Here is a 14,895-nt window from a genome sequence, read left to right as displayed (position 1 = left end):
CGGAGGATGTCGCCATGATTGCGAAGACTCTAGCCATTCTGCTGGGCGCGTTGGCGCTCGGCGCCATTGCCGATCAAGCTCCGCCTGTAACAGTGACGGATGGACTCCCGCAGCGCGACCCGGTATCGGAATTCCAGCAGCTCAAATACCAGGCGCTACAGCTCCAGGCCGATGTCGACCGTGCGCGACCGGCAGCACCTGGAAGCCTGACCATCTATGTCGGCAGCGTGGCAAGCTCGCTCAAGTTGAAACATGTGTCCATCTCCCTGGACGACCGGCTGGTCGCAAGCCGGGAGGTCGACGACACTGCATTTCATTCCGTCCTTGCCGGCGATCGCCTGGCCCGGGTTGGCAGCGCCACCGTAGCCGAGGGCCCGCATGCACTGCATGCCGAATTCCAGGTCACCGCATCATCCGCCCAAGGTGCGACCGAGCAGACTGTGGTGATGGATGGTTCGCTGGAAGGAGGCCAGGGGATCACCAGCATCTCCCTGCGCCTGGAGCCATCCAGACTCGTCACGCCGGCTCGCATCGCACTGCAGCGTTACCGCACGGAGGCGTCCAAAGAGGGCTGGGCCCTGAAAACCCTGCATGAAGTGGGACGCTTCGGCGGCGTGGACGGCCGCTATATTCCCGGAGATCTGGGAGATCCGGCGGTTGCCTATGCCGAATACCTGCGCAACTCCGGCCAGGCGGAGCGCGCGGCAGTGGAGTTGCTGAAGCTTTCGACCGGCGCTGGCGAAGCACTGCCTCCGGCTTATTGGCTGCGCACGGCGGCGGTGCTGCGCGAGGTTGGTCTCTCGGACTATTCTCGCAAGATCTGCGAGCGCCTGGATGCACAGCACCAACAGAGCCAGGCCGTCGCTACGGAACGCCTCAACATCGCCCTGAAAGATTACGACGTTGGGAAAGTCGCGCAAGCCGAAGCCGAACTACAGGCGATCGGGAGCCGCGTTCCGGATGATCGGGTGCAGGACTGGCAGCTGGCCTACGCGCAAATCCTATTCCTCCACGATCGCTATCCGGAAGCTGAAAAGGTACTGCAGGACCGCGACAAGGAAGGTACAGAAGCCTTCCGCTACATGAGCCATTCGGAAAAGGCGCTCCTTACCACGGCGTTCAGGCGCTACAACCTGGCCGTGGCAATGGTTCACAATGGCGAGGAGAAAAAGGGTTTGAGCCTGCTGGACCTGATCGGTCGCCTGAAAACCCTGGACAAGGACCTCGCCGCAGTCCGGGATCAGGCCAACCTTACTCTAGGCTGGTACTTCCTCCGCAAAAAGCAGGGCATCACCGCCATGGGTGCGCTCGGCAGGGTTGGCATGGGGGGGCGGTGGTCCGAACCGGCGCTTCTCGGTATGGGCTGGGCGCAACTGGCGCCGGCCGGTGAGAAGATAAAGCGCGTGCGCCTGGATCATGAACCCGGGAATACCCTGGCGCCGCTGCCCGCGCCGCTCAAGCACTCGCTGACCGAGCTCGGTGTTTTTGATCCCGAGCTGGATGGAAACGGTGGCCCAGCTTCCTTCGAGCGCGGCGATCCCCCGCAGGACCGCACCGAAGGGCTGAAGCGAGCGCTGCTGTTTTGGCGGATATTGGCGAAACGCGATCCGAACGATCCCGCGGTGCAAGAAGGAATGCTCGCCATCGCCTACGCCTACGACAACCTCGACGACAAGCTCGGTGCGCAGCGGGCCTATGTGCAGGCCATCGCGAGCCTCGAGGCACGCAAAAAGGGACTCGCCGCAGAGGCTGGCAGCATCCAGGCGCAGGGCCTTTCGGCACTGGCCGATCGCAGCCCGGATTCGAAGGGAACCGCTGCGCTGATGGGCGATGGATATCTGGTGCCGAACGAGCAAACCCGCGAGGTCTTCGGGGCCCTCGATCGTTACCGGGATCTGGCTGCCACCCTCGATGCCTTGAACGCAATGGACTCCTCCAACACGGAGCAGGCCATGGCCCCGGAACTCGCCTCCAGGGCCCAAGCTCTGCGGGATGAAATCATCGTTGCCAGGCAGGAAGAGCTGAAGGATATGCAGGCACAGGCTCTGCAGGACATCGATCGGCAAGAGGGGCAGACCGATCAGTATCTGCAGGCTGCTTACTTTGCAGCTGCGCGGACTTCCGATCAAACGCTTGCCTTTGACGGACGCTGACTTGCCCAAGTGCGCAAAGCGCAGATTGGGCCGCTACGCTGTGCATGGCATTTGGAGTGGCGCCCGGGTAACGGCGGGGCATGTGGTTATTCGGAGTTTTCCTAGGAGCGGCGCCGCAACAGGTCGGTTAATCCGAGCTTGCTGGAGCGGTAGGCGATCTGCGCGCGCGTAATGCCGAGGTCACGGGCTGCTGCGGAGAGATTGCCACGGTGCCGCTGGATGGCCAGCCGGATCGTATCCAACTGAATCCCCGTGGCCGATTCGTCCAGATCCCCGGCATCGAGGTCTTCAACCCTGGACTCCGGCGACTCGGCACAAACCGGACCGGCTGCTGGTGCGGTCTCAGGATCGCGGGGCACCAGGCGGCCTGAGGCGCAGGGGTTCATGGTGCGCGTGGGACTCTTCTGGATCCGCAGATCGGGCAGGTGACAGGCGTCGATGGGTTCGTCATCCTGTGCCAGGATGACCGCCCGCTCGATGACATTTTCCAGTTCGCGCACGTTGCCAGGCCAGGTATGGGACAGGAGCAGGTCAATTGCCCGATCGGTGAAGCCAGGCACGTTCCGCCGATGACGCCTGCACAGACGCTCCAGGAAATAGGCCATGAGCAATGACACGTCCTCCTGCCGCTCGCGCAGCGGCGGGATATGCACCGGATAGACGTTCAGGCGGTAGTAAAGATCCTCGCGGAATTTCTTCTCGGTGACCGCCTTGCGCAAGTCGTCGTTTGTTGCTGCGATGATTCGTACGTCGACGGTCCGCTGCTTGCTGTCGCCGACGCGCTCGATCTCTCCTTCCTGGACGGCTCGCAGAAGCTTGCTCTGCGCCGGCAAACTGAGGCAGCCAAGTTCGTCCAGAAACAAGGTGCCGCCGTTGGCGCGTTCAAAGCGGCCAGGACGGCTGCTGACGGCGCCGGTAAACGCGCCCTTTTCGACACCGAACAGCTCCGCTTCGATCAACTGATCCGGAATGGCGGCGCAGTTGACCGCAATGAACGGCTTGTCGGCACGCGAGCTTTCACCGTGAAGTGCCCGCGCAAACATCTCCTTGCCGACGCCGCTTTCGCCCAGGATCAGCACGGGGGCGTCGGTGGGAGCCACCCGCTTGATGGTGTGGCAGACGATGTTGAAGCCTGCCGAGGCCCCCACAAGGACGCGCGACTGGTTGCGCCGTTCTGTCGTCGACGCGTCGTCGTGCGGTGTGGTGCGGAGCGGCCGCTTGCCAGCGCCAAAGTCGACAATGGTCTTGTTGACGAACGATTGAGCCCGAAGGTACTGAAGATCGTCCTCGGCGTCTTCCCATTCCTCCACCGTCTTGCCGACGATGCGACACGTCTTGTGTCCCTGCGCCTTGCACTCGACCTCGCGGTAGAGGATCGCTCGGCCCATAAAGGAACTGGCATAGCCGCAGGCGTAGCCGATTTGCATCCAGCATACGGCTTCGGCTCCGGTGCCGTATACCGCCATGTGCGCTTCCGCTTCAATGGATTCCCGCCACAGAAACTCGCCGTAATGGTGGCCGCGCTCCACGTCGATCTCCACCCGCACCGGCTCAACCATCACGATGCCTTCGAGGGCATGCAGCTGAGGGCCGACGGAGTATCTTTCAAAATAGCTCATGTCTGCGCGGATCTTCTTGGCAAGCTCCGCATCGCGGCTGCCGGACTGGTATCCCATGCGGGTGAATATGCCGCGGGCATGGGCGAGGCCGACAGTTTCGATCAACTCCTGACGCAGCGTTCCGAACGCGCCGGTATGCAGCAGGAACATGCGCTTGGTATCGAGCCAGATGTGGCCCGCCTCTGGCGCAAAACGAAGCCTGGACAGCAGGTCCTCTCGTTCAAGTCTATGAAACGCTTCTCCTTGCGGCGCCGCTCCATCTGCAGACACTGAATGCTTCATGCTCACTCCGGCGGGGCCTCTAATGGTTGGGGCCCATCGATCGATGTAATGCCAGCTCCCCCGAGCGGGCCTAAACATAACGCCTGAACTTGCGATGCCTTTATGCGGATGTCGCATTGCAGCATTGCGCTTGTTCAAATTTACAGGTTGAATATCCAACATCTATACATATTGCGCAAATATTTCAGCTCCTTTTGTTGTGCCGTCTATCGGTAGGACGAATTCCTCATTGGAGCGAAACAGGATTTGGAGCCACCATGGCAGGCACGGAACGCACTGGAGCGCATCAAGGCCGGCGGCAACGCCCACGGACCCAAGTGGAACGAAGTAAGGAGATGCGGGGGCGGCTGATCGATGCAACGATCGCTAGCCTGGCGCAAGACGGCTTCGCCAGGACAAGCATTGGGCGAATCGTTCGGCGTGCGAGGGTATCCAATGGCGCGACCGGCCATCACTTCCCGACTAAGGCTGATCTTTTGGTGGCCGCGGCTGAAGAATTGTTTGGACGCAGCCGCCTCATGCTTCTGCAGGCGCTCGAAGAAATTCCTCCGCATGCCAATAGCTTCGGCATGCGCGTTGAGCGCGTCTGGTCGACTCTACACTCGAAGCCGCTAATGCGGGCATTCCTCGAGCTGAATGTTGCAGCTCAAGGCGACAAGGAGTTGGCCGCAACTTTGCGCGATCTGGCGCGACGTTCCGCGGACGAGTTCGACAGGCTGGTTTCTCTGCAGCCGGCAGACGATGAGGGCGATGCTGCTGCCGTTATCTTCCGTTTGACGCGATCTCTCATGCTCGGCATGGCCCTCCAGTATCACTGTTGGGGATACGAGAAGGAATTGACCAGGCAACTACAAGGCTGGGCAAGGCTGGTTGAGCCACATCTTGCCTGACGAATGGAGTCGCCAATTGCGTGAGTCGGCTTTGTGGCTATCCCGCCAAGTCTGTGTCCTGCGCTGCCGAAAGCGGACGCTAAAATGCTCGTTGAATGGCTGCTTCGCGGCGGCGAAGCTCAGGACTCGACTGGCTGCTGCTCGCCAACTCCGATTAAGCAGCGCATATCCATACAGACCGGCCATTCCCGTGGACCAATCGAAGATTCGCAGGGTGGCGCTTGCACACGTACTGATGTTCCCACGCGCCCCAAGCAACGGACGTTCTGACAAGAGGCCGTAAGCCCGCCCGCTTTTGGCCACAGCACCAATCTGTGGTGTCAAAGCAGAAAATTGCGGACATGCCAAGCGTTCCACGGTCAGGTCAGTGGTGCGGGTGGTCAACTATTTTGGCAGCAGGTCGTCGTGCGTCGCAGCGCACCCACGGAGTTCGATCAGCATTTCACCGGCCTCAAGGACTTCCTGAGCGGCGACGGCCAGCAGGTGCCCCACGAAATCCGCATCGACCATAAGTCACTGAAGGTCTACTCCAGAATCAAAAGCACTGGCAACGGCCGGAAATTTGGCTTCGAGAATCGGCTGCTCGGCTAGAAGGATGCGCTGATCGTCTACGACCGCAAGCGCCGGACCCTGACCTTCACCGACCTCTCTGAAAAGACAGTTTCCGAGATCGAGGCAGAGTTGCGGGGGCGCATCGACCCTGATCCCGATCCTGGCTCGGACTGAGCCTTGCTGAACGCCCATGTTTACACAGGTCTCCTCCAGGTCTGCCGTAAACGACGAGCAGAGCAGGGGCAAGATTGCTACATGCTCTCGGAGGTGACTGCGCTATCCAAGCTAATGGCCCGGATCGGATGTGGCGAATTGATGGCGACCATGTACCTTGGGTGTGTGTCCTCGAGGATTCGTGACAACGGCCAATGGTTCGCGAGAGTTTCTAGGGGTAAAGAAGACTCCGAGAAGGCCCGACCCCGAGGAGTTCCCGGGGCCGGCGCCAAACAAAGAGTGGCCAGAGGGCAGCCGAATTGATGCATTGCTCTCGGACCAAGAACTCGTCGAGTTGACTGGTGTTGAGCAATCAGCGGCGCAGCTACGAGTTCTGAGGCCCCACGGTATATGGCCAGTCGTTCGTCGAGATGGGCGCCCTAGGGTGACTAGGTCTGCTGTGTCGCGAGCCATGTTAGCGAAAGGAACTCAGTACGCCGAACCTGATTTCTCGTCGCTTAGGCGGAAGTAATTGGGGAGAGATATGGGGAGAAGGCGAAAGAAGCACTATGGGTTGCCGGCGCACGTCTACTTCAAGCACGGGCAACATTGGTTCGTCGATTGAGAATCTAAGTGGCATGCCCTCGGCAAGGAGAAGCCGCAGGCGCTGCAACGGCGCGCTGAACTTCTCTGCGAAGCAGCGTATACCTTCGCCTAGGTTGCAGAACGCAAGCCTGAGCACGTCGACCCAGTACGGTAGGGTTGGAACAAGATATCAGACAAATATTAGGCAGTGGCTAAAAAATAGCCGCTGCTGTTTCTGTAAGCGCTTGAATTTCTGGTGCCTAAGGAGAGACTCGAACTCTCACGAGGGGTTGCCTCGGCGGATTTTGAGTCCGCTGCGTCTACCGATTCCGCCACTCAGGCTTGGGAGGCGGATTATAGCCGGCCGGCGCGCGCCATTACAGGCGTAGGGGTGGCGGGTACAATTCCGCCCCATGCGCCGTTCCGACTTCGACTACGAGCTTCCGCCCGCCCTCATCGCCCAGCGCCCGGCCGAGCGCCGCAGCGCCAGCCGTCTGCTGTGCCTGAATACGGACGGCACCCTGGCCGACCGCCACATGCCGGATTTCGCCGAAATGCTGCTCCCCGGCGACCTGCTGCTGTTCAACGACGCCCGGGTGATCCCGGCGCGCCTGCGCGGCATCAAGGACAGCGGCGGGCAGGTCGAGGTGCTGATCGAGCGCGTGCTGGACGCCACCCACGCCCTGGCGCAGGTCCGCGCCAGCAAGCCGCCCAAGCCGGGCTCGAAGCTCCTCCTGGCTCGCGACGCCCTCGTCGCCGTGGTGGAAGGCCGTGAAGGCGAGTTCTATAAGCTGGATTTCGAAACCGACGATCTCCAGGCCGCCCTGGAGCAGCACGGCGAACTGCCGCTGCCACCCTACATCGAGCACCCCGCCAACAGCGACGACCGCGAGCGCTACCAAACCGTTTTCGCCCGCGTCCCCGGCGCCGTCGCCGCGCCCACCGCCGGCCTGCATTTCGACGACAGCCTGCTCGCCGCCATCGCCGCCCGTGGCGTCGAGACCGGCTTCGTCACCCTCCACGTCGGCGCCGGCACCTTCCAGCCGGTGCGTGTCGATGCGATGGAGGACCACCGCATGCACTCCGAGCGCCTCAGCGTCACCGAGGACCTCGCCCGGCGCGTCAACGCCGCCCGCGCCCGCGGCAGCCGCGTCGTCGCCGTCGGCACCACCGTGGTCCGCGCCCTGGAGTCCGCCACCACCGAAGACGGCCAGACCCACGCCTTCGACGGCGAAACCCGCCTCTTCATCACCCCCGGTTACCGCTTCCGCGCGGTGGATGCCTTGCTCACCAACTTCCACCTGCCGGAAAGCACCCTGCTCATGCTGGTCTCCGCCTTCGGCGGCTACGAACGGGTGATGCAGGCCTACCGCCACGCCGTGGCCGAGAAGTACCGCTTCTTCAGCTACGGCGACGCCATGTGGCTCCCGTCCCGCGCCGCTCCAGACCCCACAGGCTCCGTGGGCACGCCGTAGAGATTCCGGAGACCGTGGTAGTGGTAGGTCGGCTCAAGCAAAGCGGAGCCGACAAGGCCGGGAAAGTGCGGCATAACTTGAAATAGGTCATTCCCGCGCAGGCGCGAATCCAGTTGTGCACACCCGAAAGCACCCGCCGCATGCAGATTGCCTTGAATTCCGCCTCCCTGGCCGTTCCCAGCCGTCCGGCAGGCCGAGGTATATCGTTCACTCGCCGCATGCGTGCCAACAAACAGCCTTGGCACGCATGGCACGCATGCAGGCGAGGGCAGTCCCGGCCCACCCCGAAAACTTGAAAAATTAGCCCGCTCTGCCGACTTGCGCCGCCGCATGCGCCTCAAACAAAAACTCCGATACCCGCTCCTCCAGCCAGTACTTCGGCCGCCCGCCCGCACCCGCCGCAATGAACCCCAGGTGCCCGCCATGCTGCGGCAGCTCCAGCGTCACTGCCGGCGCCAACTCCGTCGCCGCCGGCAGGATCGAGGGCACCATGAAAGGGTCGTCCACGGCGTTGATCACCAGCGTCGGCCGCCGCACCCCCTTGAGGAACTGCCCGGAAGAAGCCTGCGTGTAATAGCCGATGGCATCCGGGTACCCGTTCATCGGCGCCGTATAGGCGTCGTCGAATGCGAAGAAATCCTTCGCACTGAGCGCCGCTTGCAGATCGGCTCTCGGCAGCAACGGCACCGGCCCATGCTTGCGCCGCAGGATCGCGCCCAGCCCATTGATCAGGTGTCTCTGGTAGACGCGCGGAAATCCGCGCCGCAGCCGCTCGGCGCAAGCCTGCAACTGGAACGGTGCACACGCCGCCGCGGCGGCGGTCAGCAGCGAGGTGTCGCCGTTTTCCCCCAGTGCCTTCAGCAGGATGTTCGCTCCCATCGACCAGCCCACCGCGAACAGCGGCGTCCCCGGCTCGCGCTCACGCAGCACCCGGCACAGCGTGTGGAAATCCTCGGTATCGCCATGGTTGTAGCAACGCGGCAGCCGGTTCGTATCCGGCCCGCTGCCGCGCAGCTGCAGCGCCACTGTGCGCCAGCCCCGCGCGATCAGTTGCCCCGCAGTCCCGCGCAGGTACTTCGACTCGAAGCCCCCGGTCAGCCCATGCAGCAGGATCGCCAGAGGTCCCGTGCCCTGCGTATTGCCGCTCCACCCCAGGTCCACGAAATCCCCGTCCGCCAGCTCCAGCCGCTCGCGCCGGACCTCCAGCGGCGGCAGCGGCCGCATCAGCGTCGGATAGATGGTCTGCACATGCGCATTGCGCAGCAAGGGATGCGGCCGGAAGCTGCTGGCGATGACGCAGCCGTGGCTGACGCTGACTTTGGGAGAAGGCCCGTGCATGGGGTGCGGTCTAGGGGAATGACGCCGCTAGCTTTTCGACGCAGCGCCCGTCTGTCAATGGCTGCCGACGCGGCCGGGGCTCACTGGTGTGGTCCAGCGCGCGAACGGCTACCAATGCCCCTTGCTGCGGTTCCAGCGATACAGCAGCCGCGCAAAGCCCTTGTAAGCCAGTTGCGCCAGCGCATGCAGCAGCGGCAAACGAACCAGCGCCGCCAGCCAGCCCTGGCCCTGCGTGCGCGACCACAGCGCCGCGAAGGCGTCCGCGCCCCTGGCGATTTCCCCGTCCGCAGTCTTCACATGCAGCGTCTCGCGCACCGTCTCCAGGTCCGCCCCCACCTCCGCCACCGCCTGCGGATTGTTGTGCACATCGATCCACTGCACATCCGCCGCCCCGCAAGCCTCCATCCGCTCGCGCTGATCCTTGATGCCCGCATTGCACACCGGGCAGGCGCTGTTGTAGTAGACCCTGGTCGGAGCGGGCGTTTCCTCCACGCTCAGGCTCCTGGTTGCGTGGCCACCGGCCGCGCCGCCTGCAAGGCCAGCGCCAAGGCCAGCACCAGCAGCCCCGCGGCGAGAAAGAACGGCGCGCCGGGCAGCATCCAGGCGCGCCCCTTGTCGATGAAATGCGCAAAGGACACGGTGAACAATCCCGGCCCGATCATTCCGGCGATGCCGATGATGCTGGCATTGGCCCCCTGCAGCTTGCCCTGCTCGTACGGCGCCACGCGACGCGACATCAGGCTTTGCAGTCCGGGACTGAACAGGCCCATCAGCGCAAACACCGGCAACGAGGCCCACAGCCAGAACCCCGTCGGCGCCAGCGCAAAGCCGGCGAAGCCGGCCATGCCGAACAGCAGTCCGGTATACAGCGCGCCGCGCTCGCCCAGGTGTTTCACCGCCGGCTTCACCAGGCCGCCCTGCACGATGATGCTGAACACGCCCACCGCGGTGAGGGTGAGGCCCACGGTGCTGCTGCTCCAGCCGTAGCGGTAGCCGGTGTACAGCACGAACACGCTGGGCAGCACGCAATGCGCGATCTGGAACAGCAAGTGGATGCCGGCGAACCCCATCAAGTCGGGATGCGAGCGCAACAGCGTCAATGAGCCCACCGGGTTCGCCTTGCGCCAGGAAAACCCGTCGCGCTTCTCCGGCGGCAGCGACTCGGGCAGCACGAACAGCCCATACGTCGCGTTGATCAAGGCCAGTGTCGCCGCGCCCCAGAACGGCAGTCGCGGACTGATATCCCCCAGCAAGCCGCCCAGCGCCGGCCCGAGCACGAAGCCCACACCGAAGGCCGCGCCGATCAGGCCGAAGGCCTGCGCCCTTTTCTCCGGCGGGCTGACATCGGCGATATAGGCGCCGGCGGTGCTGAAGTTGGAAGCGCAGATGCCCGAGATGATGCGGCCCAGGAGCAGCCAGCCGACGCCCGGCGCCAGCGCCATCACGATGTAGTCCAGCCCCAGCCCGAAGCAGGAAATCAGGATCACCTTGCGCCGCCCGAAGCGGTCCGAGATCGCGCCCAGCAGCGGCGCGAACAGGAATTGCATCAGGGACCACGCGGTGCCGAACACGCCATAGACCAGGGCCGCACGCGCCGTGTCGCCGCCCATGAACTGTTCGATCAGCTTGGGCAATACCGGAATGATCAGCCCGAAGCCGAGCACGTCGATCACCACCGTGATGAAGATGAAGATCACCGCGGCGGGCCTGCCGCCCTGCGGTGCCGATTGTTGTGTGGACATGAATGTTCCCGTCGATCGATGTCGATCATGTTGAACGACCGCTGCTGACAGCCCTCTGTCAGCAGCTCGGCCTGCGCTGCCGGCCATGGTAGCCGTCCCCCGGAGCTCAGCGAAGCCCCGGCTCCGGATTTGCCTGGGCCTTTATACGCCTGGACTGAAACAGCCCTTCGTCCCTCAGTGGCTGGAAATGGTCCAGATATGCCCGCAAGGATCCTCCACCCGGCTGCGCCGCCCGTCCTGCGCGGACTGCTCCACCGCCCGCAGCAGCTTGCCGCCGGCGGCCACAGCACGCTCGGTCACTCCGTCCACGTCGTCCACCGTCAGCCAGAACTGGAAGCTGCTGCCGCCCAGCGTCAGCGGACTGCGCAGGCCGAGTTCGGTGGTTTCCGGGTATTCGTCGGCCAGATAGATCGAGCGCTCGCCGATGCGGATCTCGGCATGGCCGATCCTGCCGTTGTCCGGGTCGACCCAGCGCATCATCTCCACCGCCCCGAAGGCCGCCTGGTAGTAATCCAGCGCCTTGCGCGCGTCATGAACGCTCAGATAAGGCGCGACTGCGGGGCGCGGCTTGCGCTTTCCGGCACTGGGCATGATCCACTCCTTGGGTTGCGACGCCGCATTTTCATCGCAAGGCGGATGCCGGCGATTGTGAAAATTTTCCCGCACCTTGCCTCCACCCGGCAGGGCTTGGGATTCATCAGAGGTTCCCTAGCTGGGGCCGAGGTCGCAGTAATCCAGCAGCTGGCCCTGCGAGATCCAGCGGCCATCTTTCTGCAGGAACTTGTAGGCCTCCGAGCCGCCGCAGCCCGGGCTGGTCATGCCCCTGGCGTAATAGCAGGCGATCAGCTGCTCCGGTCCCTTGCTCAGCCACACCATCTGGCTGTCGGCGGGCAGGTTTTCCTGGGCCAGCAATTGCGTGGCGGCGGCCGGCGGCTGGTTCAGCGGCGTCCAGCCCGGGCCGGCGAGCGTGCTGCAGTTCCGCACGCTGCTGGTCGAGCAGCCGGACAGCAGGGCAAAAGCCAGCGGAATCAGGATCAGGCGCATGGGTCTCCATCATTCGAACAGCGGCACGCTGCCCGTGCAGGCCCGAAGTATACGGATTCCACCACCACGCGAGCTTTCAGCCCGCCGGCGCCGGCCGGAAGCGCGACGCCAGCTTGAACGCCAGTGGGTTGATGGTGATCGACAGCAGCGCACCCGCCAGGATGTAGCTCTGTCCCTGCGGCGGCAGCAGCTTCAGGTTTACACCCATCACCGCCAGGATGAAGGAGAATTCGCCGATCTGCGCCAGCGCGGCCGATACCGTCAGCGCCGTGCTCAGCGGCCGCCGCAGCAGCAGCACAATGCCCAGCGCTGCTACCGACTTGCCGACCACGATGATGGCCAGAACCGCCAGTACCTCCAGTGGATGCTGCAGCAGCACCAGCGGGTCGAACAGCATGCCCACCGAGACGAAGAACAGCGCGGCGAAGATGTCCTGCATCGGTTGCAGGTAGGTGGAAGCGCGGTGGCTCAGGTCGGAGCCGTTCAGCACCATGCCGGCGAAGAAGGCGCCCAGCGCCACCGACACCTCGAACAGCTTGGCCGAGCCGTAAGCCACGCCCAGCGCCAGGGCCAGCGCCGCCAGCGTGAACAGCTCGCGCGAATTGGTCCGCGCCACCCGCTGCAGCACCCAGGGAAACACCCGTGCGCCCACCACCAGCATCAGCACCACGAACAGCGCCACCTTGCCCAGGGTGATGCCCAGCGTCTGCCACAACTCCCCCGGCGGGGCAGCGTGGCCGGCCGGCGCCTGCCCGCCCAGGGGCACGGCCAGTGCCGGCAACAGCACCAGGGCCAGCACCATCACCAGGTCCTCGACGATCAGCCAGCCCACCGCGATGCGGCCGTCCGCCGATTCCAGCGTGCCCTGCTGCTCCAGCGCGCGCAGCAGCACCACCGTGCTGGCCACCGACAATGCCAGGCCGAACACGATCCCGGCGCCGGGCGACCAGCCCCACAGGTGCGCCGCCCCGGCGCCGAGCGCCGTCGCCACCAGAATCTGCGCCACCGCGCCGGGCAGGGCGATGCCCTTCACCGCCATCAGGTCGCGCAGCGAGAAATGCGTGCCCACCCCGAACATCAGCAGCATCACGCCGATCTCGGCCAGCTGCGGCGCCAGGTGCACATCCGCTTCCAGCCCCGGGGTATAGGGGCCGATGACGATGCCGGCCAGCAGGTAGCCCACCAGTGCCGGCAGCCGCAGCCGCACCGCGAGCAAGCCAAAAACGAAAGCCAGTGCCAGGCTGAGGGCGAGGGTGGCAATCAGTGTCTCTTCATGCGGCACGGCGCACCATCGTTGATCGGAATCATGGCGGCCAGCTTAGCGGGCCGGCGGGCGCCTTACGAGTTCAGGACCCAGCCCAGGGCCAATGCGCCACCGACTTCGAAAACCCGTTCAGTACCACCACCCCCGCCACGATCAGCGCCATGCCGACGATGGCCGGCCCATCCAGCGTCTGGCCATAGACCAGCCAGGCGATCAGCGACACCAGCGCGATGCCGACGCCGGACCACACCGCATAGGCCACGCCCACCGGCAGGGTGCGCAAGGTCAGCGACAGGAAATAGAACGCCACCAGGTAGCCGGCCGCCACTACCAGCGAGGGTCCCAGGCGGCTGAAGCCCTGTGTCGCCTTCATTGTCGACGTGGCGATCACCTCGGCGACGATGGCGATGCCCAGATACAGCCATTGCGTATTCACCCTGTGCTCCCGCGTTGAGGTGGACGGCGCCAGGGCCGCCCCGGGATGTCTACTCTAGCGTTCCGGGCCGGCGGATACGGCAATCCGGGCCGATCGGTCATACTTTGCACCCGCATACGCTTGAAGTTTGCACTTGAAATACGAATTGCTCGCCACCTCCGGCTCCGCCCGCCGCGGCCGCATCACCTTCGCCCGCGGGGTGATCGACACGCCGCAGTTCATGCCGGTCGGCACCTACGGCACGGTCAAGGCGATGACGCCGGAGGAGCTGAAGCTGGCCGGGGCGCAGATCATCCTCGGCAACACCTTCCACCTGATGCTGCGCCCGGGCGAGCAGATCGTACGCAAGCTCGGCGGCCTGCATGGCTTCATGCACTGGGACGGGCCGATCCTCACCGATTCCGGTGGCTTCCAGGTGTGGAGCCTGGCGGAGCTGCGCAAGCTGTCCGAGAAAGGCGTGGAATTCGCCTCGCCGATCAACGGCGACCGCATCTTCCTCTCGCCAGAGCGCTCCATCGAAGTGCAGCTGGCGCTGGGCAGCGACATCATCATGCAGTTCGATGAATGCACACCGTACCCCGCCACCGCCGAGCAGGCGGGCGAATCGCTGCGCCTGTCGGCGCGCTGGGGCGCCCGCTGCAAGGCCGCGCACGCCGGCGCGGAAGGTGCGCTGTTCGGCATCGTGCAGGGCGGCATGTACCCTGAGCTGCGCAACGAGTCACTGGCCCGCCTCACCGAGATCGGCTTCGACGGCTACGCGCTCGGCGGTCTCTCCGTGGGCGAGAGCGAAGTCGAGCGCCTGCATGTACTCGACGGCATCGCCCACCAGTTGCCGGCGGACCGGCCGCGCTACGTCATGGGCGTGGGCACGCCGCGCGACCTGGTGCAGGCGGTGGGGCGCGGCATCGACCTGTTCGACTGCGTCATGCCCACGCGCAACGCGCGCAACGGGCATCTGTTCACCTCCGAGGGCGTGATCAAGATCCGCAATGCGCGCCATCGTGACGACGCCGGCCCGCTCGATCCGGCCTGCAGCTGCTACACCTGCGCCAACTACTCGCGCGCCTACCTGCATCATCTCGATCGCTGCGACGAAATCCTCGGTGCGCGCCTCAACACCACCCATAACCTGCACTACTACCTGGGCCTGATGAAGCGCATCCGCGCTGCCATCGAAGCCGGAACCTACGACGCCTTCGCCGCGGATTTCCTGGCCGGCCCGGAAGGCGCGGCCTCGCGCAGCGCGGGCGCTGCCTCGCCGGCGCCCGAAGCCGAGTAGCCCGGGAAGCGCGCAGCGCTACCCGGGGATGGTAAAGCGCCAGGTCCGACCCGGGTAGCGCTGCGCGCTTCCCGGGCTACAAT

Annotated in this window: 13 protein-coding genes, 1 tRNA gene and 1 pseudogene; 6 read left to right on the top strand and 9 right to left on the bottom strand. The window is 64.5% G+C overall.

The window, feature by feature from the left end:
- The first annotated feature begins 14 nt into the window (after positions 1–14).
- The gene (locus BP26_RS0112735) at positions 15–2,153 is read left to right on the top strand and encodes a hypothetical protein (RefSeq protein WP_157572504.1); all 2,139 of its coding nucleotides are present in this window, start codon (positions 15–17) and stop codon (positions 2,151–2,153) included.
- Between the two features lie 101 nt (positions 2,154–2,254).
- Here BP26_RS0112735 and BP26_RS0112730 read toward each other — a convergent pair whose 3' ends face one another.
- Positions 2,255–4,054 (bottom strand): sigma-54-dependent Fis family transcriptional regulator, encoded by a 1,800-nt coding sequence (locus BP26_RS0112730; RefSeq protein WP_084183048.1) that lies wholly within the window; start codon positions 4,052–4,054, stop codon positions 2,255–2,257.
- 317 nt (positions 4,055–4,371) lie between these two features.
- Here BP26_RS0112730 and BP26_RS27605 point away from each other — a divergent pair, with 317 nt between their 5' ends.
- The 3 genes from BP26_RS27605 to BP26_RS31100 all read left to right on the top strand — a co-directional run bounded on the left by BP26_RS27605 (position 4,372) and on the right by BP26_RS31100 (position 6,181).
- Complete coding sequence (locus tag BP26_RS27605; RefSeq protein WP_169740700.1) at positions 4,372–4,944, top strand: TetR/AcrR family transcriptional regulator; 573 nt, start codon at positions 4,372–4,374, stop codon at positions 4,942–4,944.
- A 405-nt stretch (positions 4,945–5,349) separates the two neighbouring features.
- Positions 5,350–5,535 (top strand): hypothetical protein, encoded by a 186-nt coding sequence (locus BP26_RS0112720; RefSeq protein ID WP_029920964.1) that lies wholly within the window; start codon positions 5,350–5,352, stop codon positions 5,533–5,535.
- 298 nt (positions 5,536–5,833) lie between these two features.
- The gene (locus tag BP26_RS31100) at positions 5,834–6,181 is read left to right on the top strand and encodes a DUF4224 domain-containing protein (protein ID WP_366518047.1); all 348 of its coding nucleotides are present in this window, start codon (positions 5,834–5,836) and stop codon (positions 6,179–6,181) included.
- A gap of 307 nt (positions 6,182–6,488) precedes the next feature.
- On the opposite strand, the gene BP26_RS0112715 is transcribed toward BP26_RS31100, so the two are convergent.
- A tRNA-Leu gene (locus BP26_RS0112715) sits at positions 6,489–6,576 on the bottom strand.
- A 71-nt stretch (positions 6,577–6,647) separates the two neighbouring features.
- Here BP26_RS0112715 and queA point away from each other — a divergent pair.
- Entirely contained in the window at positions 6,648–7,709 is a 1,062-nt protein-coding gene (gene queA / locus BP26_RS0112710) for a tRNA preQ1(34) S-adenosylmethionine ribosyltransferase-isomerase QueA (RefSeq protein WP_029920963.1), read from the top strand.
- Between the two features lie 300 nt (positions 7,710–8,009).
- Here queA and BP26_RS0112705 read toward each other — a convergent pair whose 3' ends face one another.
- From BP26_RS0112705 to BP26_RS0112675, 7 genes and pseudogenes are all read right to left on the bottom strand, one after another.
- Positions 8,010–9,047 carry a hydrolase gene (locus BP26_RS0112705; RefSeq protein WP_051748918.1) on the bottom strand — a complete coding sequence of 346 codons (1,038 nt, stop codon included), beginning with the start codon at positions 9,045–9,047 and terminating at the stop codon, positions 8,010–8,012.
- Positions 9,048–9,155: 108 nt separating this feature from the next.
- On the bottom strand, positions 9,156–9,539 hold the full coding sequence (locus BP26_RS0112700; RefSeq protein ID WP_157572503.1) for a thiol-disulfide oxidoreductase DCC family protein: 384 nt from the start codon (positions 9,537–9,539) through the stop codon (positions 9,156–9,158).
- A gap of 2 nt (positions 9,540–9,541) precedes the next feature.
- Positions 9,542–10,789: a TCR/Tet family MFS transporter gene (locus BP26_RS0112695; protein WP_036516781.1), complete on the bottom strand. Its 1,248-nt coding sequence runs from the start codon at positions 10,787–10,789 to the stop codon at positions 9,542–9,544.
- Between the two features lie 174 nt (positions 10,790–10,963).
- Positions 10,964–11,380 (bottom strand): VOC family protein, encoded by a 417-nt coding sequence (locus tag BP26_RS0112690; RefSeq protein ID WP_029920959.1) that lies wholly within the window; start codon positions 11,378–11,380, stop codon positions 10,964–10,966.
- 117 nt (positions 11,381–11,497) lie between these two features.
- Positions 11,498–11,833: a hypothetical protein gene (locus tag BP26_RS0112685; protein ID WP_029920958.1), complete on the bottom strand. Its 336-nt coding sequence runs from the start codon at positions 11,831–11,833 to the stop codon at positions 11,498–11,500.
- 115 nt (positions 11,834–11,948) lie between these two features.
- Positions 11,949–13,115: pseudogene (locus BP26_RS0112680) on the bottom strand (cation:proton antiporter domain-containing protein); the annotation flags it as partial.
- A gap of 64 nt (positions 13,116–13,179) precedes the next feature.
- Positions 13,180–13,533: a DMT family transporter gene (locus tag BP26_RS0112675; protein ID WP_029920956.1), complete on the bottom strand. Its 354-nt coding sequence runs from the start codon at positions 13,531–13,533 to the stop codon at positions 13,180–13,182.
- A 133-nt stretch (positions 13,534–13,666) separates the two neighbouring features.
- On the opposite strand from BP26_RS0112675, the gene tgt reads away from it, so the two are divergent.
- On the top strand, positions 13,667–14,812 hold the full coding sequence (gene tgt, locus BP26_RS0112670) for a tRNA guanosine(34) transglycosylase Tgt (protein WP_051748917.1): 1,146 nt from the start codon (positions 13,667–13,669) through the stop codon (positions 14,810–14,812).
- The last annotated feature ends 83 nt before the right edge of the window (positions 14,813–14,895 follow it).

Source organism: Nevskia soli DSM 19509 (assembly GCF_000711955.1).
Taxonomy (GTDB): domain Bacteria; phylum Pseudomonadota; class Gammaproteobacteria; order Nevskiales; family Nevskiaceae; genus Nevskia; species Nevskia soli.
This window is presented reverse-complemented; position numbering and strand designations above follow the sequence as displayed.

Bases quoted from the DNA above. Each gene is read 5' to 3' on its own strand.
- BP26_RS0112690 (WP_029920959.1), bottom strand. From the start codon at position 11,380: ATGCCCAGTGCCGGAAAGCGCAAGCCGCGCCCCGCAGTCGCGCCTTAT.
- BP26_RS0112730 (WP_084183048.1), bottom strand. From the start codon at position 4,054: ATGAAGCATTCAGTGTCTGCAGATGGAGCGGCGCCGCAAGGAGAAGCG.
- BP26_RS0112695 (WP_036516781.1), bottom strand. From the start codon at position 10,789: ATGTCCACACAACAATCGGCACCGCAGGGCGGCAGGCCCGCCGCGGTG.
- BP26_RS0112735 (WP_157572504.1), top strand. From the start codon at position 15: ATGATTGCGAAGACTCTAGCCATTCTGCTGGGCGCGTTGGCGCTCGGC.
- queA (WP_029920963.1), top strand. From the start codon at position 6,648: ATGCGCCGTTCCGACTTCGACTACGAGCTTCCGCCCGCCCTCATCGCC.
- BP26_RS0112705 (WP_051748918.1), bottom strand. From the start codon at position 9,047: ATGCACGGGCCTTCTCCCAAAGTCAGCGTCAGCCACGGCTGCGTCATC.
- BP26_RS0112685 (WP_029920958.1), bottom strand. From the start codon at position 11,833: ATGCGCCTGATCCTGATTCCGCTGGCTTTTGCCCTGCTGTCCGGCTGC.